This is a genomic window from Mycobacterium kyogaense (assembly GCF_036946525.1).
Lineage (GTDB): Bacteria > Actinomycetota > Actinomycetes > Mycobacteriales > Mycobacteriaceae > Mycobacterium > Mycobacterium kyogaense_A.
This window is the reverse complement of sequence record NZ_JAQIIY010000009.1, coordinates 120,654-138,858: the sequence shown is the minus strand read 5'-3', so window position 1 is coordinate 138,858 and position 18,205 is coordinate 120,654. Positions and strand designations below refer to the sequence as shown.

The 18,205-nt window shown below is 67.2% G+C and carries 18 protein-coding genes and 1 pseudogene; 13 read left to right on the top strand and 6 right to left on the bottom strand.

Annotation, left to right across the window (positions count from 1 at the left end; translation table 11 throughout):
* Positions 1-56: 56 nt before the first annotated feature.
* Genes mshC through PGN37_RS07825 form a run of 3 tightly spaced genes read left to right on the top strand, consistent with a single transcriptional unit; the run spans position 57 to position 3,165 of the window.
* Complete coding sequence (gene mshC, locus PGN37_RS07835; protein ID WP_335330455.1) at positions 57-1,295, top strand: cysteine--1-D-myo-inosityl 2-amino-2-deoxy-alpha-D-glucopyranoside ligase; 1,239 nt, start codon at positions 57-59, stop codon at positions 1,293-1,295.
* A 23-nt stretch (positions 1,296-1,318) separates the two neighbouring features.
* Positions 1,319-2,185, top strand: a complete 867-nt coding sequence (locus tag PGN37_RS07830) for an SDR family oxidoreductase (RefSeq protein ID WP_335330454.1) — start codon at positions 1,319-1,321, stop codon at positions 2,183-2,185.
* Positions 2,182-3,165, top strand: coding sequence for a patatin-like phospholipase family protein (locus PGN37_RS07825; RefSeq protein WP_335330453.1), 984 nt, complete (start codon positions 2,182-2,184; stop codon positions 3,163-3,165). The genes PGN37_RS07830 and PGN37_RS07825 overlap by 4 nt, the downstream gene beginning before the upstream one ends.
* Before the next feature lie 3 nt (positions 3,166-3,168).
* On the opposite strand, the gene PGN37_RS07820 is transcribed toward PGN37_RS07825, so the two are convergent.
* Positions 3,169-4,047 (bottom strand): PAC2 family protein, encoded by an 879-nt coding sequence (locus PGN37_RS07820; RefSeq protein WP_046363272.1) that lies wholly within the window; start codon positions 4,045-4,047, stop codon positions 3,169-3,171.
* A 247-nt stretch (positions 4,048-4,294) separates the two neighbouring features.
* Between PGN37_RS07820 and metH the strand changes: the two genes are divergently transcribed.
* Together metH and PGN37_RS07810 are read left to right on the top strand one after the other, a co-directional pair.
* Positions 4,295-8,056, top strand: coding sequence for a methionine synthase (gene metH, locus PGN37_RS07815; RefSeq protein WP_335330452.1), 3,762 nt, complete (start codon positions 4,295-4,297; stop codon positions 8,054-8,056).
* A gap of 4 nt (positions 8,057-8,060) precedes the next feature.
* On the top strand, positions 8,061-8,636 hold the full coding sequence (locus PGN37_RS07810) for a pyridoxamine 5'-phosphate oxidase family protein (RefSeq protein ID WP_335330451.1): 576 nt from the start codon (positions 8,061-8,063) through the stop codon (positions 8,634-8,636).
* On the opposite strand, the pseudogene PGN37_RS27275 reads toward PGN37_RS07810, so the two are convergent.
* Positions 8,635-8,793, bottom strand: a pseudogene (locus PGN37_RS27275) (cupin domain-containing protein); the annotation flags it as partial. The gene PGN37_RS07810 and the pseudogene PGN37_RS27275 sit on opposite strands and share 2 nt — an antisense overlap.
* Positions 8,794-8,969: 176 nt before the next feature.
* On the opposite strand from PGN37_RS27275, the gene PGN37_RS07805 reads away from it, so the two are divergent.
* Positions 8,970-9,647: an HAD family hydrolase gene (locus PGN37_RS07805; protein ID WP_335330450.1), complete on the top strand. Its 678-nt coding sequence runs from the start codon at positions 8,970-8,972 to the stop codon at positions 9,645-9,647.
* Between the two features lie 88 nt (positions 9,648-9,735).
* The gene (locus tag PGN37_RS07800) at positions 9,736-11,208 is read left to right on the top strand and encodes a sugar porter family MFS transporter (protein ID WP_335330449.1); all 1,473 of its coding nucleotides are present in this window, start codon (positions 9,736-9,738) and stop codon (positions 11,206-11,208) included.
* Here PGN37_RS07800 and PGN37_RS07795 read toward each other — a convergent pair.
* From PGN37_RS07795 to PGN37_RS07785, 3 genes are read right to left on the bottom strand one after another with little or no spacing between them, the layout of a single operon-like run.
* Positions 11,205-11,645 (bottom strand): hypothetical protein, encoded by a 441-nt coding sequence (locus PGN37_RS07795; protein ID WP_335330448.1) that lies wholly within the window; start codon positions 11,643-11,645, stop codon positions 11,205-11,207. The two genes, PGN37_RS07800 and PGN37_RS07795, sit on opposite strands and share 4 nt — an antisense overlap.
* 21 nt (positions 11,646-11,666) lie before the next feature.
* Positions 11,667-12,698 (bottom strand): hypothetical protein, encoded by a 1,032-nt coding sequence (locus PGN37_RS07790; RefSeq protein ID WP_335330447.1) that lies wholly within the window; start codon positions 12,696-12,698, stop codon positions 11,667-11,669.
* 2 nt (positions 12,699-12,700) lie between these two features.
* Positions 12,701-12,982: a hypothetical protein gene (locus tag PGN37_RS07785; protein ID WP_335330446.1), complete on the bottom strand. Its 282-nt coding sequence runs from the start codon at positions 12,980-12,982 to the stop codon at positions 12,701-12,703.
* 54 nt (positions 12,983-13,036) lie between these two features.
* Here PGN37_RS07785 and PGN37_RS07780 point away from each other — a divergent pair, with 54 nt between their 5' ends.
* The 6 genes from PGN37_RS07780 (at position 13,037) to PGN37_RS07755 (ending at position 17,766) form a co-directional block, all read left to right on the top strand.
* Complete coding sequence (locus PGN37_RS07780) at positions 13,037-13,318, top strand: phosphoribosyl-ATP diphosphatase (RefSeq protein WP_335330445.1); 282 nt, start codon at positions 13,037-13,039, stop codon at positions 13,316-13,318.
* Complete coding sequence (hisG, locus tag PGN37_RS07775) at positions 13,318-14,163, top strand: ATP phosphoribosyltransferase (RefSeq protein WP_335330444.1); 846 nt, start codon at positions 13,318-13,320, stop codon at positions 14,161-14,163. The genes PGN37_RS07780 and hisG overlap by 1 nt, the downstream gene beginning before the upstream one ends.
* A gap of 38 nt (positions 14,164-14,201) precedes the next feature.
* Positions 14,202-14,690, top strand: a complete 489-nt coding sequence (locus PGN37_RS07770) for a DUF4126 family protein (protein WP_335330443.1) — start codon at positions 14,202-14,204, stop codon at positions 14,688-14,690.
* Positions 14,687-16,066 carry an FAD-containing oxidoreductase gene (locus PGN37_RS07765; protein ID WP_335330442.1) on the top strand — a complete coding sequence of 460 codons (1,380 nt, stop codon included), beginning with the start codon at positions 14,687-14,689 and terminating at the stop codon, positions 16,064-16,066. Before PGN37_RS07770 ends, PGN37_RS07765 begins: the two co-directional genes overlap by 4 nt.
* Positions 16,067-16,132: 66 nt before the next feature.
* The gene (locus PGN37_RS07760) at positions 16,133-16,831 is read left to right on the top strand and encodes a TetR/AcrR family transcriptional regulator (protein WP_335330441.1); all 699 of its coding nucleotides are present in this window, start codon (positions 16,133-16,135) and stop codon (positions 16,829-16,831) included.
* Positions 16,828-17,766, top strand: a complete 939-nt coding sequence (locus tag PGN37_RS07755) for a R2-like ligand-binding oxidase (RefSeq protein ID WP_335330440.1) — start codon at positions 16,828-16,830, stop codon at positions 17,764-17,766. Before PGN37_RS07760 ends, PGN37_RS07755 begins: the two co-directional genes overlap by 4 nt.
* 9 nt (positions 17,767-17,775) lie before the next feature.
* On the opposite strand, the gene PGN37_RS07750 is transcribed toward PGN37_RS07755, so the two are convergent.
* A complete protein-coding gene (locus tag PGN37_RS07750) occupies positions 17,776-18,201 on the bottom strand; it encodes a pyridoxamine 5'-phosphate oxidase family protein (RefSeq protein ID WP_335330439.1) in 426 nt (141 codons plus the stop codon).
* Between the last annotated feature and the right edge of the window lie 4 nt (positions 18,202-18,205).

The following is an 18,205-nucleotide window of genomic DNA, read 5'->3' as shown; positions in this document are numbered from 1 at the left end:
CGGGAATGAATCGGCCCGCGGCGTTGTCGCACACCCTGATGTCTAGAGTCGATGCCATGCAATCGTGGTCGGCGCCGAGTGTTCCGGTGCTCGCAGGTCGGGGTCCGCAGCTGCGGCTCTACGACAGCGCCGACCGTCAGGTGCGTCCGGTCAGCGCGGGTGCCACGGCGACCATGTACGTCTGCGGGATCACCCCCTACGACGCCACCCATCTGGGTCATGCCGCCACCTATCTGACATTCGATCTGGTGCACCGCGTATGGCTCGACAGCGGGCACGACGTGCACTACGTGCAGAACATCACCGACGTGGACGACCCGCTGTTCGAGCGCGCCGAGCGTGACGGCATCGGGTGGCGCGAGCTCGCCGACCGCGAAATCGACCTGTTCCGTGAAGACATGGCCGCGATGCGCGTGGTGCCGCCCCGCGAGTACGTCGCCGCCACCGACGCGATCAACGAGGTCGTCGAGGTCACCGAGAAACTCCTGGCTTCCGGCGCGGCCTACATCGTCGACGACGCGCAGTACCCCGACGTCTACTTCCGGGCCGATGCGACCGTCCAGTTCGGCTACGAGTCAGGCTACGACCGCGACACGATGCTGACGCTGTTCGCCGAACGCGGCGGCGACCCAGACCGATCCGGTAAGGCCGACCCGCTCGACGCCCTGCTGTGGCGGGCGGAGCGCCCCGGGGAACCCAGTTGGCCATCGCCGTTCGGGCCGGGGCGGCCGGGCTGGCATGTCGAGTGCGCGGCGATCGCGCTGACCCGGATCGGCACCGGACTCGACATCCAGGGCGGCGGAAGCGATTTGATCTTTCCCCATCACGAGTTCTCCGCCGCTCACGCCGAATGTGTCACGGGGGAGCGGAGATTCGCCCGCCACTACGTGCACGCCGGCATGATCGGCTGGGACGGCCACAAGATGAGCAAGAGCCGCGGCAACCTGGTGCTGGTGTCCCGGCTGCGCCGCGACGGCGTCGACCCCGCCGCGATCAGGCTCGGCCTGTTCGCCGGTCACTACCGGGACGACCGGTACTGGAGCCCCGCGGTCCTGGAAGAGGCGCAGCAGCGTCTGCACCGGTGGCGCAGCGCGACCGCACTGGCCGAGGCGCCGGACGCCGCAGATGTCGTCGCCCGGGTCCGCCAGTACCTCGCCGACGATCTCGACACCCCCAAAGCCATTGCTGCGCTGGATGGTTGGACCACTGATGCGCTGACCTACGGCGGCCATGACGGCACCGCCGGGCAGACGGTCGCGACCGCGGTCGACGCCCTGCTGGGGATCGCGCTCTGACCCTCGTGGGATAGGTTGCCGCCATGGCATCGGTGGCAGGGAAGACGGCGTTCATCACAGGCGGAGCCCGGGGTATCGGCGCTGAGGTCGCGCGCCGACTGCACGCCCGAGGCGCGAACCTCGTACTGACCGACCTCGACGACGGTCCGCTGGCGGCGTTGGCCGGCGAACTGGGCGGCACGCGCGTGCACACCGTGATCGCCGACGTCCGGAGCCTGCCGGCGATGGAGTCCGCAGCCGCCGAGGCGATCGAGACGTTCGGCGCCATCGACATCGTGGTGGCCAACGCCGGCATCTCATCCTACGGCTCGGTGCTGCAGGTCGATCCGGAGGCGTTCCGCACGCTGATGGACGTCAACGTGACCGGTGTGTTCCACACGGTGCGCGCGACACTGCCCGCGGTGATCGACCGCCGCGGCTACGTGCTGATCGTGTCGTCGCTCGCCGCCTACGCGGCCGCGCCCGGTCTGGCGCCTTACAACGCGTCCAAGGCCGCCGTGGAGCACTTCGCCAACGCGCTGCGGCTCGAGGTGGCCTACCGGGGCGTCGACGTCGGCTCGGCCCACATGTCGTGGATCGACACCCCGATGGTGCAGGACGCCAAGAAGGACCTGTCGACGTTTCAGGAGATGGTGAGCAAGCTGCCCTATCCGCTGAGCACGACGACCTCGGTCGAGGCGTGCGGGAAGGCGTTCGTCGCCGGCATCGAGAGGCGCAAACGCCGGGTCAACTGCCCCGGCTGGGTCGGGGCGATCCGGCTGTTCAAGCCGCTGCTGTCCACGCCGCTGGGCGAAGCGCCGGTCCGCGGATTCGTGCCCGACCTGTTACCGCGGATGGATGCCCAGGTCGCGGCGCTCAGCCGCTCCCGAGCAGGAGAGAACGGATCGTGAGTCGAGCCGATCTGGTCCTGTCCGGCGGCGGGGTGAAGGGGATCGCGCTCGCCGGGGCCGTCGCGGCGCTGGTCGACGCCGGCTACACACCGGAGCGGGTCTCGGGCACCTCGGCCGGTGCGCTGGTGGGCGCCGCGGCTGCCCAGCGCGGCGATCTGAACCCGGCGATGCTGAGCGACCTCGCGATGAGCATCGACTACCGGCGGTTCCTGGACCCGGGCCCGATCGAACGCATTCCCGTTCTCGGACCGGTGACCGGCCTGGTCAGCGGCGACGGGATCTACCGCGGGCAGGCGCTGCACCGATGGGTGGAGGAACAGCTTGCCCGGTTCGGCGTCAGGACGTTCGCCGACCTGGCGCTCGACGATCCGTCACTGCCACCTGACCAGCGTTACCGACTGGTGGTGACGGTCGCCGATGTCACGCGCGGCCTGCTGGTGCGCCTGCCGTGGGACTACCGGCGCGTCTACGGCCTCGACCCCGACCAGCAGTCGGTGGCCGACGCGGTGCGCGCCTCGACGGCCATCCCGTTCTTCTACCGGCCCGCGACCCTGACCGGTGCCGACGGGACAACGTCGACGCTCGTCGACGGCGGGCTGCTGTCCAACTTCCCGATCGACTCCCTCGACCGCACCGACGGGGAGCAGCCCCGCTGGCCGACGTTCGGCGTGACGCTGCTGCCCACCCTTCCCGCCGAGAACGAGCAGGTGATCCCTGCGCTGCGGCCGCTGCACCTGTTCGGCGGACCGACTCTGCTCGAACAGGTGGTCACGACGATCCTGGTCGGGCGCGATCAGGCCTACCTGGATCAGCCGTGGGTCAGCGCGCGATCAATCCGCATCGACACCAGCGACGTCGGGGTCTTGGATTTCAGCCTGTCGCAGCCGCAGAAGACGGCGCTCTACGACGACGGTGTGCGGGCCGGTGAGGCTTTCCTCAGGACGTGGAACTGGCAGGAGTACCTGACGCGCTTCCGATAGCGCTCAGCGCCCTCGCCTGCGCAGGTAGCGCTCGAACTCGGCCGCCAGCGCGTCGCCGTCGATCTTGCCCAGCGCCTCGTTCATGTCCACCTCGGCGTCGCCGCGCTCCTCGAGGGACTGCACGTACTCGGCGATCTCGTCGTCCTCGGCGGTCATCTCGCTGACCGCCTGCTCCCACTCCTCGGCCTGGGCCGGCAGGTCGGCCAGCGGCACCTCGATGTCGAGGACGTCCTCGACGCGACGCAGCAGCGCCACCGTCGCCTTCGGGTTGGGGGGCTGCGACACGTAGTGCGGCACCGCCGCCCAGAACGTCACCGCGGGGATGCCAGCCTGGACGCAGGCGTCCTGGAACACTCCTGCAATGCCGGTCGGCCCCTCGTAGCGGGTCTCCTCCAGGCCGAACGTCTTCGCCGAATCCGAGGAGTATGCCGCCCCCGACACCGGCACGGGTCGGGTGTGGGGAGTGTCGGCGAGCAGCGCGCCCAGGATCACGACCGTCTGAACGTTGAGCTTGTCGGCGATCGCCAGCAGTTCGGCGCAGAACGTGCGCCAGCGCATGTTCGGCTCCACGCCGTGCATCAGCACGATGTCGCGATCGGCCCCCGGCGGTCGGCAGTGCGAAATCCGCATCGACGGCCACACCAGCTCGCGGGTCACCCCGTCGACCTGCCGGATCACCGGCCGGTTGACCTGGTAGTCGTAATAGGACTCGTCGTCGATCTCGACGATCGTGTCCGCCTCCCAGATCGCGTCGAGATGCTCCACAGCATCACTGGCCGCGTCACCCGCGTCGTTCCAGCCTTCGAAGGCCGCGACGACGATCGTGTCGCGCAGGTCAGGCAGGTCAGGTCGCTTGGGACCGCCGAAATCCGGGTGGGTCACCAATTCAGCCTAAGCCCTCCGGGGGCTAGATGACGGGCATCGACCCGCCCCCGGTGCGGCATCGGGGGCCTCCGACGAAATAGGCTCGCCAGCACACGGGTTGATCCCCAGCAGGCGACCCCCGACAGGCGTCCTGAAGTCGGTTGTGCAACGACGTAGACTCGTCCAGGTCGAGAGGCGTTGCAACGGGTCCGGTCGTTTCCGCCGGTATCCGCCACGCTCGGCAGAGTCAAGGACGCCTTCCGTCATGGAAGGAGTGCACGTGACTGCTGCGACAGCAACCGAGTTCACGCCGAACGTCCGCCCGGACTGCACTGAAGAACTGCGGGCCGCGCTGCGCCAACGCATCCTGGTGATCGACGGTGCGATGGGCACGGCGATCCAGCGGGACCGCCCCGACGAGGAGGGCTACCGCGGCGACCGGTTCACCGAATGGCCGACCGCGCTGCAGGGCAACAACGACCTCCTGACGTTGACTCAGCCGCAGATCATCGAGGGCATCCACCGGGAGTACCTGGAGGCGGGCGCCGACATCCTCGAGACCAACACGTTCAACGCGAACGGGGTCTCACTCGCCGACTACGACATGGCCGATTTCAGCTACGAGCTGAACTACGAAGGCGCTGCGCTGGCCCGCAAGGCGGCTGATGAATTCAGCACCCCCGACAAGCCGCGCTACGTCGCCGGCGCGATCGGACCGACGACGCGGACCGCGTCGATCTCCCCGGACGTCAACGACCCGGGGGCCCGCAACGTCTCCTACGACCAGCTGGTGGCCGCCTACCTCGAAGCCGCCAACGGCCTGGTCGACGGCGGCAGCGATCTGCTGATCATCGAGACGATCTTCGACTCGCTGAACGCCAAGGCGGCGGTGTTCGCCGTGGAGACCCTGTTCGACCAGCGAGGCCGCCGCTGGCCGCTGATCATCTCCGGAACCATCACCGACGCCTCCGGCCGGACCCTGTCCGGTCAGGTCACCGAGGCGTTCTGGAATGCGATCCGGCACGCCCGCCCGCTCGCCGTGGGGTTGAACTGCGCGCTGGGCGCACCCGAGATGAGGCCTTACATCGCCGAGGTCGCGCGCATCGCCGACACGTTCGTCTCCTGCTACCCCAACGCCGGTCTGCCCAACGCGTTCGGCGAGTACGACGAATCACCCGAACGGCAGGCCTCCTACATCGCCGAGTTCGCGGAAGCGGGCCTGGTGAACCTCGTCGGGGGATGCTGCGGCACCGCGCCGCCGCACATCGCCGAGATCGCCAAGGTGGTCGACGGCAAGGCGCCGCGGACGCTGCCCGAGATCCCCGTCGCGACCCGGTTGTCGGGCCTGGAGCCGCTGAACATCACCGCCGACTCTCTGTTCGTCAACATCGGTGAGCGCACCAACATCACCGGCTCTGCCCGGTTCCGCAACCTGATCAAGGCCGAGGACTACGACAGCGCACTGTCGGTGGCGTTGCAGCAGGTCGAGGTCGGTGCGCAGGTCATCGATATCAACATGGACGAAGGCATGATCGACGGCGTCGCCGCGATGGATCGCTTCACCAAGCTCATCGCGGCCGAACCCGACATCAGCCGCGTGCCGGTGATGATCGACTCCTCGAAGTGGGACGTCATCGAGGCGGGCCTGAAGAACGTCCAGGGCAAGCCGATCGTGAACTCGATCTCGCTCAAGGAGGGCGAGGAGAAGTTCGTCCGCGAAGCCCAGCTCTGCCGAAAGTACGGCGCTGCCGTGGTCGTGATGGCCTTCGACGAGCAGGGTCAGGCAGACAACCTGGAGCGCCGCAAGGAGATCTGCGGGCGGGCCTACCGAATCCTGACCGAGGAGGTGGGCTTCCCGGCCGAGGACATCATCTTCGACCCGAACTGCTTCGCGCTCGCCACCGGCATCGAGGAGCACGCGACCTACGGCATCGACTTCATCGAGGCGTGCGCCTGGATCAAGGAGAACCTGCCGGGCGTGCACATCTCCGGTGGTATCTCGAACGTGTCGTTCTCGTTCCGCGGCAACAACCCGGTGCGCGAGGCGATCCACGCGGTGTTCCTGTTCCATGCCATCAAGGCCGGCCTGGACATGGGCATCGTCAATGCCGGCGCGCTGGTGCCCTACGACTCGATCGACCCCGAGCTGCGGGACCGCATCGAGGACGTCGTGTTGAACCGGCGTGAGGACGCCGCGGAGCGGCTGCTGGAGATCGCCGAGCGGTTCAACAAGACCGACAAGACCGAAGAGGTCGGCGCCGCCGAATGGCGCTCCCTGCCGGTGCGCGAGCGCATCACCCACGCGCTGGTCAAGGGAATCGACGCGCACGTCGACGACGACACCGAGGAGCTGCGGGCCGAGATCGCTGAGGCCGGTGGCCGGCCGATCGAGGTCATCGAGGGTCCGTTGATGGACGGCATGAACGTCGTCGGAGACCTGTTCGGCTCCGGCAAGATGTTCCTGCCCCAGGTGGTGAAGTCCGCGCGCGTGATGAAAAAGGCCGTCGCGTACCTGCTTCCGTTCATCGAGGCGGAGAAGGCAGAGTCCGCGACCAAGACCAAAGACACCAACGGCACGATCATCATGGCGACGGTCAAGGGCGACGTCCACGACATCGGCAAGAACATCGTCGGAGTTGTGCTGCAGTGCAACAACTACGAGGTCATCGACCTCGGTGTGATGGTGCCTGCGGCCAAGATCTTGGAGGCCGCGAAGGAACACGACGCCGACATCATCGGGTTGTCGGGGCTGATCACGCCGTCGTTGGACGAGATGGTCAACTTCGCGGTCGAGATGGAGCGGGAAGGCCTGGAGATCCCACTGCTGATCGGCGGGGCCACCACGTCGCGGGCGCACACGGCCGTCAAGGTCGCGCCGCGTCGGTCCGGTCCCGTGGTGTGGGTGAAGGACGCGTCGCGCTCCGTGCCGGTGGCGGCCGCGCTGCTCGACGAGCGGCAGCGGCCGGCCCTGCTCGAGGCCACCGCCAAGGACTACGCCTCACTGCGCGAGCGCCACGCCCAGAAGAACGAGCGGCCGATGCTGACGCTGGAGAAGGCGCGCGCCAACCGGACGCCGATCGACTGGGACGGCTACACCCCGCCGGTGCCTGTTCAAGGAACGGGAGTACGCGAGTTCCTCGACTACGACCTGTCGGAACTGCGCGAGTACATCGACTGGCAGCCGTTCTTCAACGCGTGGGAGATGAAGGGCCGGTTCCCCGACATCCTGAACAACCCGGCCTCGGGTGAGGCGGCCCGCAAGCTGTACGAGGACGCCCAGGAGATGCTCGACGTCGCGATCAAGGAGAAGTGGCTGACGGCCAACGGGGTCATCGGCTTCTTCCCCGCGAACGCCGTCGGTGACGACGTCGAGGTCTACACCGACGACAGCCGCACCGAGGTGTTGACCACGCTGCGTAACCTGCGCCAGCAGGGCGAGCACCGCGACGGTGTCCCGAACCGGAGCCTCGGCGATTTCATCGCGCCGAAGGACACCGGGTTGGCCGATCACGTCGGCGCGTTCGCGGTGACGGCCGGGCTGGGCAGCGGCGACAAGATCGCCGAGTTCAAGAAAGCCAACGACGACTACAGCGCGATCCTGCTGGAGTCGCTGGCCGACCGGCTGGCCGAGGCGTTCGCCGAGCGCATGCATCAGCGGGTGCGCCAGGAGTTCTGGGGCTACCAGCCCGACGAACAGCTCGCCAACGAGGAGTTGATCGGGGAGAAGTACGTCGGAATCCGTCCTGCACCAGGCTATCCCGCGTGCCCGGAGCACACGGAGAAGGTGACGCTGTTCGATCTGCTCGACGTGACCAAGCGGACGGGGATCGAGCTGACCGAGTCGATGGCGATGTGGCCCGGGGCGGCGGTCAGCGGTTGGTACTTCTCGCATCCGCAGTCGCAGTACTTCGTGATCGGGAGACTGGCCCAGGACCAGGTCGCCGACTACGCCCGGCGCAAGGGGTGGACGCTGGCCGAGGCCGAGCGGTGGCTCGCACCGAATCTGGGCTACAACCCGGAGGACTGACGAGGTGGCGAAAGAGTTCGCGCGACTCGACGAGTCGCTGCGGGAGTTCATCGCCGCCCAGGCGATGTTCTTCGTGGCGACAGCGCCGTCGTCGGGAGGTCGGATCAACCTGTCGCCCAAGGGGTATCGGGACACCTTCGCGATCCTCGACGATCACACGGTCGCCTACCTCGACCTGTTCGGCAGCGGCGCGGAGACCATCGCCCATCTGCGCGACAACGGCCGGATCACCGTCATGTTCTGCTCGTTCACCCGCCAGTCGCGCATCCTGCGGCTCTACGGCACGGGCCGGGTCGTCCGCCCGGATGACGCCGAGTTCGCCCGCGTCACCGCGTGTTTCGACGGGAAGCATCCGGGACTTCGGGCGGCCATCGTCATCGACGTCGAACGCATCGCCGACGCGTGCGGGTTCGCGGTGCCGTACTACGACCTCGTCGACGAGCGGCCGGTGCTCGACGATTACCACGCGACGGTCAGCGCGGAGAAGTTCGCGCGGCGCATCGCCGGGGACAACGGGCGCAGCATCGACGGACTCCCGGCGCTGGAACCCGACCACCCGCTGCCGGATCAACCGTCGTAGACGGGCTACCGGGGTGGCGGTGCGGGGGTGCGCCCGTGTCGCCGGGGCCCCACTCGATCACCGCGGTCATCGCCTCGGCGCGCTGCGGGATGTGTGGCGGCGTGACCGATTGCACGACGGTCATCGCTGTCATGAGTCTCTGGATCTGGTCGGACATACGGGCCTCTTTTCTCGCGCTCGCCGGGTGGTCGACTCGACTCTGGTCGCGTCGACGGCGGGAGGGACCCTGGAAAACCCGTAGTCTGCGTGCGCTGCCGTCGCGGCGGTGTGATCGTCGCCTCGGTGCGGGTCGCAGATTGGCTCGCGGCAGCGCGCCCGTGACACAATCGTCGGGTGGAAGCGGTGCTGTGGGACATGGACGGCACGCTCGTCGACTCCGAAAAGCTCTGGGACGTCTCACTGTCTGCCCTCTACGAATCGTTTGGCGGGCAGATGACTCGTGAGACCCGCACCGCGCTGGTCGGGGCCTCGGCGGAGGAGACGATGGTCACGGTGTACGCCGAGCTGGGTCTCGATCCCGACCCGCAGGCGATGGCCGAGTCGATCCGCTGGTTGCACAGCTACACCGGGGAGCTGTTCGACCGAGGCTTGCCGTGGTGCGACGGCGCCCGGGAGATGCTCGATTCGCTTGTCGCAGCCGACGTTCCGATGGCGCTGGTGACCAACACCCAGCGTGCGTTGACCGAGCGAGCGCTCAACAGCATTGGTAGACACTACTTTTCGGTGACTGTCTGTGCCGACGAGGTCGCCAGCGGTAAACCGGAACCCGACCCGTACCTGCGCGCAGCCGAGTTGCTGCAGTTGCGGCCCGCCGAATGCTTGGCGGTGGAGGATTCGGTCACCGGTGCCGCGGCCGCGGAGAAGGCCGGCTGCGCAGTGTTGGTGGTTCCCAACGACGTCCCCGTCCCTGGGGGGCTCCGGCGCAGGCACGCCGATTCGCTGACCGGGCTCGGTGCCGCCGACCTGCGACGCATCTTCTCCGAGATCGATCGCGAGCTACGCAGCGCATAAACCCCCGCACTTGTGGGAATGCACCCGACCGCCAGTCACGAGTGATTGAATGTGACAGGTATCACGCAATGGCGCGGAAGGGTGTCTGATGGCCGGTCACGGTGGTCCAGTCGGGGATGGCCCCGAGATCTTCGCCCAGGATGAGGACTTCTCCTCGGGCAAAACTGCGATCCGCATCGCGTCGGTCGCTGCGCTCGGCGGGTTGCTCTTCGGCTACGACAGCGCGGTGATCAACGGAGCGGTCGACTCCATCCAGGAAGACTTCGGTATCGGCAACGCCGAGCTGGGTTTCGCGGTGGCCTCGGCGCTGCTCGGCGCCGCCGCCGGCGCGATGACGGCAGGCCGTATCGCCGACAAGATCGGCCGCATCGCGGTGATGAAGATCGCCGCGGTCCTGTTCCTCATCAGCGCCTTCGGCACCGGTTTCGCGCACGAGGTGTGGACGGTGGTGCTGTTCCGGATCGTCGGCGGCGTCGGCGTGGGTGTCGCCTCGGTGATCGCGCCGGCCTACATCGCCGAGACCTCCCCGCCCGGTATCCGCGGGCGGCTCGGCTCGCTGCAGCAGCTGGCCATCGTGTCGGGCATCTTCGCCTCGTTCGCGATCAACTATCTGCTGCAGTGGCTCGCCGGTGGTCCCAACGAGCCGCTGTGGCTGGGCCTCGACGCCTGGCGGTGGATGTTCCTGGCGATGGCCGTGCCTGCGGTGGTATACGGTCTGCTCGCGTTCACCATCCCCGAGTCACCGCGCTACCTCGTTGCCTCGCACAAGATCCCGGAGGCGCGACGGGTGCTGACGCGGTTGCTGGGGCAGAAGAACCTCGAGATCACGATCAGCCGCATCCAGGAGACCCTGGAACGCGAGGACAAGCCGTCCTGGCGCGACATGAAGAAGCCGACCGGCGGGATCTACGGCATCGTCTGGGTGGGCCTGGGGCTGTCGATCTTCCAGCAGTTCGTCGGCATCAACGTGATCTTCTACTACAGCAACGTGCTGTGGCAGGCCGTCGGCTTCAGCGCTGACGACTCCGCGATCTTCACCGTGATCACCTCGGTGATCAACGTGCTGACCACGCTGATCGCGATCGCGCTGATCGACAAGATCGGCCGCAAGCCGCTGCTGCTGATCGGATCGACGGGCATGGCGGTCACGCTGGTCACGATGGCGGTGATCTTCGGTCAGGCGACGCTCAACCCGGACGGGACGCCCAGCCTGCCCGGCGCATCCGGGACGATCGCGCTGATCGCGGCCAACCTCTTCGTGGTCGCGTTCGGTATGTCGTGGGGGCCGGTGGTGTGGGTGCTGCTCGGCGAGATGTTCCCCAACCGCATCCGCGCCGCAGCGCTCGGCCTGGCGGCCGCAGGACAGTGGGCGGCGAACTGGTTGATCACCGTCACCTTCCCCGGATTGCGGGAGCACCTCGGCCTGGCCTACGGCTTCTACGGCCTGTGCGCGGTGCTGTCGGGTCTGTTCGTCTGGCGTTGGGTGATGGAGACCAAGGGCGTGTCGCTGGAGGACATGCACGGCGAGATCCTGCAGCAGGACAAGACCGCCGCCGGCTAGGGCTGCGGGGCGCCGACGGTCCGTGCGATTTGCAGCGCCGGTTCGGCGAGCGATGTCAGCGAGGTGGCGGGCGACGGAAAGACATCGACCTGGCAGACTCCGGCAAGAGCGGTGACACGGCCCAAGTAGCCGAGCGTGAACACATACTCACCGTCGGCTGATGCCGCCAGCTCGGACGCATCGTCTCCTGGAATCGTCTCGGTTGCAATCATGTCTCGGATGTCGGCGGCTTTCTGCGCTGCATCGCTGACTGTTCCGACGTAGACGGCGACCGAACGGTCCTCTCCTGTGCGGGACGAGCTCCATCTGAAGACGGTTCGCTCCCAGGGAGCTCCCGCCTCGAAGACCGACGGGTTTATGGCCGTCAACGAGGAGACGTTGAGGACCGGTTCGAGGATCTGCTCGATGAGCTTGCCGCGCTCAGAGTGGTCGTTCACGAAAGAGCCTCCTGCGTCCGGTCAGATCGGAGTCGATGTGGGGTAAGCGGTGATGATCTTGCCGTCCGACGCGGATACCAACACGCGGCAGGTGAATGAATAAACTGCGCCGTCTTCCGTGATCCGGAAAATGTTGCGTTGAACCATGAATGTGTCGTTCTTCGAGTTGTAGACGGTTTTTTCGGGATCTGAGAGAGTCGCGCCGATTGAGTAGTCAGCAAGGTAGCGCCAATTGCCTGTACCGGGGAAGCGCTCCGCCGCGACGTTCGACCAGTCCTGGCCGTGCCGGTTGACAATGTGATAAAAGCCGTATTTTTCGTTGCCGCAGTGGAGGACTGAGTCACCACCCGGCATCGCGCTGACCCCGTCGACCAACGGAGCGCGATGAAACGTCCGCACGACCTTGTCGGGGTCGCCGCCACCCAGGGGGCATGCGCCCCAAACGCGCGGACTATACGGCGGCATAGGCACTTTGGGCGGCGCAGGTTCCTTCGTGGGACCTTGCGGAAAGGGAAGTTGGCCGAAGCCTGCCGTGAACGTGTTCAGTTTCGACGCGACCGTCTGATCAATCGCGGCCAGATGCAGAGACCCCGCCCTGATCTCCGCGGCGAAGACCTGGGCCCGCAAGTCGCGAATGAGCCGTTGTGGCTTGGACGCAGTCGTCAATGTATCGCGGACCGACAGGTCCTCCGAGACGTGAAATCCGGCCCACGTGGCGTTGCCGATCGATGTCATCGCCTGCCGCTTTGCTGCCAGCAGGTCATCAGCACCACGATCGGCAACTGCTGCCGCTGTGGTGAGTCGATCGGCTAAGCCCGCGACCTGCACGCGATCGCGATCGGTGCGTAGCGACGCGGCGTCGGCGGCCGATCCAATCCATTCGGTTCCGCCGGGTCGGACAATCGCTGAGTTCACCGCTGTGAAGCCGTCCTGCCAGTTCCGCGCGGTCGATCTCCAGGCCGAGGCGGCGGCGCTGAGATGGTCGACATCCCAGGACTCGATATCGGTTCGTGTCAGTACGGGGAGTCGTGTGGGCAAGGCGTCGCCGGGCATCACTACAGACTTGCTTCGATCTGTCCGCCGGAGTCGATGTCGGATCGGGAGTACATTTTCGCCGCCTCTGCCGCGGCCCTTGCAGTCGACTTGATCCGTTCAGCGAGGTTACCGGCGAGGCGCTCGGTCGCGTCGTGAAGTTGCGCCACCGCCGTTGACGTCGCCTGCTTCGGCAACATCGGCGGAGTCGGGCAGCGGTGCACACCGACGTCCTTGGCGTGCTCGCCGCACAGAGCCGCGAATGCGCGCAATCCATCCGGATCGCAGCTCACGGTTGCCGCCACTAAAAGATTGTCGCACTGCTCGCGACCGGCCGATCGCGGCTTTTGCTGCCCGACGTGACAGAATCGGCCAACGTGAAGACCTTCGACGCCCTGTTCGCCGAGCTCAGCGAGCGGGCCCGCACGCGGCCCGCAGGCAGCGGCACCGTCGCCGCGCTGGACGCCGGCGTGCACGGCATCGCCAAGAAGATCCTCGAGGAAGCCGGCGAGGTGTGGCTGGCCGCCGAGCACGAGAGCGACGACGCGCTGGCCGAGGAGATCAGCCAGCTCCTCTACTGGACGCAGGTTCTGATGCTCTCGCGCAGCCTCACCCTCGACGACGTCTACGGGAAGCTCTGATGCTCAGAGTCGCCGTCCCCAACAAGGGCGCGCTGAGCGAGTCGGCGTCGGAGATCCTCTCCGAAGCCGGCTACCGCCGCCGCACCGATCCCAAGGACCTCACCGTCGTCGACCCGGCCAACAACGTCGAGTTCTTCTTCCTTCGACCCAAGGACATCGCGATCTACGTAGGTTCCGGGCAGCTCGACCTCGGCATCACCGGCCGCGACCTGGCCGCCGACGCCGACGCCCCGGTGCAGGAGCGCCTGGCGCTCGGTTTCGGCGCCTCCACCTTCCGCTACGCCGCGCCCGCCGGCCGCGACTGGCAGATCTCGGATCTGGCGGGCAAACGCATCGCGACCGCGTACCCGAACCTGGTCCGAAAAGATCTGGCCGACAGGGGGATCGAAGCCACCGTCATCCGCCTCGACGGTGCCGTGGAGATCTCCATCCAGCTCGGAGTGGCCGACATCATCGCCGACATCGTGGGATCGGGGCGCACGCTGGGGCTGCACAACCTGGTGGCCTTCGGCGAATCGCTCTGCGATTCCGAGGCGATCCTGATCGAGCGGGCCGATTCCGCGCCGAATCCGGCGCGCGACCAACTGGCCGCCCGCGTCCAGGGCGTCGTGTTCGGCCAGCAATATCTGATGCTCGACTACGACTGTCCCCGTACGGTTCTCGATCGTGCCACCGAGGTGACGCCCGGCCTCGAATCGCCGACCATCGCGCCGCTGGCCGATCCCGCCTGGGTCGCGGTCCGTGCGCTGGTGCCGCGCCGCGACGTCAACGCGATCATGGACGAACTCGCCGCCATCGGCGCCAAAGCGATCCTGGCATCGGACATCCGGTTCTGTCGCTTCTAGCGTGTTAGCGTCGCGGTGTCCAACGACGGAGGTCGCAGATGACGCAGGTCCTTGTTCTCGTACTCGCGCTGTTGATCGGGGTGATCGCGGGCCTGCGCGCCATGACCGCCCCGGCCGTCGTCGCCTGGGGTGCACTCCTCGGCTGGATCGGCGTCGACGGCAAGTGGTCGGAGTGGGTGGCCCACCCCATCACCGTCGCCGTGCTGACGATCCTGCTGGTCGTCGAACTCATCACCGATCAACTGCCCAAGACGCCTAGCCGAAAAGTGCCGCCGCAGTTCATCGCCCGGCTGATCTCCGGCGGCTTCGCCGGTGCGGTCATCGGCAGCGCGTCCTTCCACACCTTCATCGGGACAGGGGCAGGCATGATCGGCGCCGTCCTCGGCACCCTGGCCGGTGCGGAGCTCCGCAGTCGCGTCGCCGCGTCCCGCGGCGGCAATGATCGCCCCGGCGCCTTCGGCGAGGACGCACTCGCCGTGATCGGCGGTCTCGTGGTGGCGTTCCTCGTCAGTCTGATGGCGGCATGACACAGAAGTTCGACGCGATCATCGTCGGCGCGGGACAGGCCGGTCCGCCGCTGGCCGGCCGGCTCACCGCCGCGGGCCAGAAGGTCGCTGTCATCGAACGCAAACACGTCGGCGGAACCTGCGTCAACACCGGATGCATCCCCACCAAGACGCTCGTCGCCAGCGCACACGCCGCCCACATCGCCCGGCGCAGCGCCGACTTCGGCATCGGGACCGGTGAGGTCACCGTCGACATGGCCGCGGTCAAGGCCCGCAAGGATCGCATCAGCGTCGGCGACCGTGAGGGCCTCGAATCCTGGCTGGACGGTATGGATGGCGCCACGCTGATCCGTGGCCACGCGCGCTTCGAGGATCCGCACACCCTGCGCGTCGGCGACCAGCTGCTCGAGGCGGATCGCATCTTCCTCAACGTCGGTGGTCGCGCGGTCGCACCGGACATGCCCGGACTGGCCGACATCGACTACCTGACCAACGTCGGCATCCTCGAACTCGAGACCGTGCCCGAGCATCTGGTCGTCATCGGCGGCAGCTACATCGCGCTGGAGTTCGCCCAGATGTTCCGGCGCTTCGGCGCCGAGGTCACCGTCGTCGAGAAGGGTCCGCGCCTGACCTCGCGTGAGGACGAGGACGTCTCAACGGCCATCCGGGAGATCCTCGAAGGCGAGGGCGTTCGAGTCGTCACCGGGGCCGACGGCATCTCGTTTGCCAAGCAGGACAACGGATCTGACAGGTTCACCGTCACGCCGCGGGCCGGAGCCGATCCGATCGCAGGATCGCACCTGTTGGTGGCGGTCGGGCGGCAGCCCAACACCGATGACCTCGGACTGGAGGCCGCCGGCGTCGAGACCGACAAGCGGGGTTACATCACCGTCGACGACCAGCTACGCACCAGCGTCGACCACATCTGGGCGATGGGGGACTGCAACGGCCGCGGCGCGTTCACCCACACGTCGTACAACGATTTCGAGATCGTCGCCGCGAACCTGCTCGACGACGACCCGCGCCGGGTCAGCGACCGCGTCGCGACCTACGCGCTCTACATCGACCCGCCGCTCGGTCGCGCCGGCATGAGTGTTGACGAGGTGCGCCGTTCGGGACGCAAGGCACTGGTGGGCAAGCGGCCCATGACGCGCGTCGGACGAGCCGTGGAGAAGGGCGAGACGCAGGGCTTCATGAAGGTCGTCGTCGACGCGGAGACCGATCAGATCCTCGGTGCGGCGATCCTCGGCGTCGGCGGCGACGAGGTCATTCAGGACATCCTCGACGTGATGACAGCGAAGCTGCCCTACACCGCGATTTCGCGCACCATGCACATCCACCCGACGGTCAGTGAATTGGTGCCGACGATGTTGCAGGAGCTGACCCCGCTGGACTGAGCCCCCTTGACTGTGGCATGAGTCATAGTAATATGACCAGTGGTCATATCAAGCCTGGGAGGCGCGATGCCCACGGTCACCTGGTCCCGTCTCGGCGGTGAACGCCGGGCCGCGGTGGTGGCCGCGGCCGAGTCCGAGTTCGCCGCGCACGGCTTCTCCGGCGGCAGCCTCAACGTCATCGCCCGGCGCGCGGGGGTCGCGAAAGGCAGCCTCTTCCAGTACTTCGCCGACAAACGCGACCTGTACGCCCACATCACCGACGTCGGTAGCCAGCGCGTGCGGACCTACATGGAAGACCAGATTCGCGACCTCGACCCGACCCGGCCGTTCTTCGACTTCCTCACCGACCTGCTCGACGTATGGGTGGCCTACTTCGCCGAGCATCCCCGGGAGCGGGCACTGCACGCCGCGGCCAGCTTCGAGGTCGACACCGACGCCCGGGTCAGCATCCGGGCGGTCGTCCACCGCCATTACCTGGAGGTGCTACGGCCGCTGGTGTACAGCGCGCGTGAGCGGGGCGACCTACGTCCCGACGCCGACCTCGATGCGCTGTTGTCGCTGCTGCTCATGCTGTTGCCGCACCTCGCACTCGCGCCCTATGTGCGCGGCATGGACCCGCTGCTCGGTCTCGACGAACTGTCGCCGGACCAGCCGGCGCTGGTCGTCCGCCGCTACGTCGCGGTGCTCGCCGCCGCTTTCGGATCCCACGCGCCCGGCGCACCTCAGAGCCCGCAAACCGTCACCACTGGAGGAGAACACTCATGAACAGGACACGATCAGACTCACTGGCCGCGGGCGGCCTCAACTGGGACAGCTTGCCGCTCAAGCTTTTTGCCGGGGGCAACGCAAAGTTCTGGAACCCCGCCGACATCGACTTCTCGCGCGACCGCGCCGACTGGGAGGCCCTGACCGACCTGGAGCGCGAATGGGCCACCCGGCTGTGCGCGCAGTTCATCGCCGGTGAGGAAGCCGTCACCCAGGACATCCAGCCGTTCATGGCGGCGATGCGCGCCGAGGGCCGCCTCGGTGACGAGATGTACCTGACGCAGTTCGCATTCGAGGAGGCCAAGCACACGCAGGTGTTCCGGCTCTGGCTCGATGCCGTCGGGGTCACCGACGACATGCAGGTCTTCCTCGACGACCTGCCGACCTACCGCACGATCTTCTACGAAGAGCTGCCCGCCTCACTCGACGCGTTGGTCTCCGATCCGTCGCCGGCCGCGCAGGTGCGGGCCTCGGCGACCTACAACCATGTCATCGAGGGCATGATGGCGTTGACCGGATACTATGCGTGGCACCGCATTTGCGTCGACCACAACATCCTTCCCGGGATGCAGGAACTGGTCCGCAGGATCGGTGACGACGAACGGCGGCACATGGCCTGGGGTACCTTCACCTGCCGGCGCCACGTCGCGGCCGACGACAGCAACTGGGCGGTGTTCGAGAGCCGGATGAACGAGCTGATCCCGTTGGCGCTCAAGAACACCGACGACGCCTACGATCTGTACGACGAGATCCCGTTCGGCCTGCAGAAGGACGAGTTCCAGGCCTACGCCGCCGACAAGGGGATGCGCCGCTTCGGCACCATCAGCAGCGCGCGGGGGCGCCCGCTGGGTGAGATCGACGTGGACTACTCGCCGCTGCAACTCGAGGACACCTTCGCCGACGAAGACGCCAAGGCTCTGGCGACCTCTGCGTGAGAGGCCCGTCTAGAGATCGTCGGAGAAGTCCGCGGTGATCCAGCGGTCGGGCCGGATCAAGAACAGCACGCTGTGGGTGTCCTCCATGGACGTGGCAAAGGCGCGGCCGCCCTCGTCGCCGAGGTAGCGGATCGCGATGGTCTCCGCGACGTCCCGCGGTGTCGGGTCGACGGTGTCGACCACCGTGCCCTCAACGGTGACGTATTGGTACGGCGGCTCTTCGCGCTGCACCACCAGCGTGACGGCACCGGCTTCGCGGATCAGCCGCGCCTTGCGCGACGAAGCCCCGGTGGTGATGCGGATGATGCCGTCGACGTAGTCGTACCAGATCGGAACGCTGGCTGGAGGCCGGCTATCCGACGTCGCCACCGACAGCACGCCGACGTGCAGATCCGTGAGGAACTGCTGCCGCTCTTCGTCCGAGAAAGCCTTCATGTCG

Excerpts from the sequence above, each read along its gene's own strand:
- PGN37_RS07750 (WP_335330439.1), bottom strand. The coding sequence starts at position 18,201 with ATGAAGGCTTTCTCGGACGAAGAGCGGCAGCAGTTCCTCACGGATCTG.
- PGN37_RS07765 (WP_335330442.1), top strand. The coding sequence starts at position 14,687 with ATGACACAGAAGTTCGACGCGATCATCGTCGGCGCGGGACAGGCCGGT.
- PGN37_RS07770 (WP_335330443.1), top strand. The coding sequence starts at position 14,202 with ATGACGCAGGTCCTTGTTCTCGTACTCGCGCTGTTGATCGGGGTGATC.
- hisG (WP_335330444.1), top strand. The coding sequence starts at position 13,318 with ATGCTCAGAGTCGCCGTCCCCAACAAGGGCGCGCTGAGCGAGTCGGCG.
- PGN37_RS07755 (WP_335330440.1), top strand. The coding sequence starts at position 16,828 with ATGAACAGGACACGATCAGACTCACTGGCCGCGGGCGGCCTCAACTGG.
- mshC (WP_335330455.1), top strand. The coding sequence starts at position 57 with ATGCAATCGTGGTCGGCGCCGAGTGTTCCGGTGCTCGCAGGTCGGGGT.
- PGN37_RS07790 (WP_335330447.1), bottom strand. The coding sequence starts at position 12,698 with ATGCCCGGCGACGCCTTGCCCACACGACTCCCCGTACTGACACGAACC.
- metH (WP_335330452.1), top strand. The coding sequence starts at position 4,295 with ATGGAAGGAGTGCACGTGACTGCTGCGACAGCAACCGAGTTCACGCCG.
- PGN37_RS07760 (WP_335330441.1), top strand. The coding sequence starts at position 16,133 with ATGCCCACGGTCACCTGGTCCCGTCTCGGCGGTGAACGCCGGGCCGCG.
- PGN37_RS07800 (WP_335330449.1), top strand. The coding sequence starts at position 9,736 with ATGGCCGGTCACGGTGGTCCAGTCGGGGATGGCCCCGAGATCTTCGCC.
- PGN37_RS07830 (WP_335330454.1), top strand. The coding sequence starts at position 1,319 with ATGGCATCGGTGGCAGGGAAGACGGCGTTCATCACAGGCGGAGCCCGG.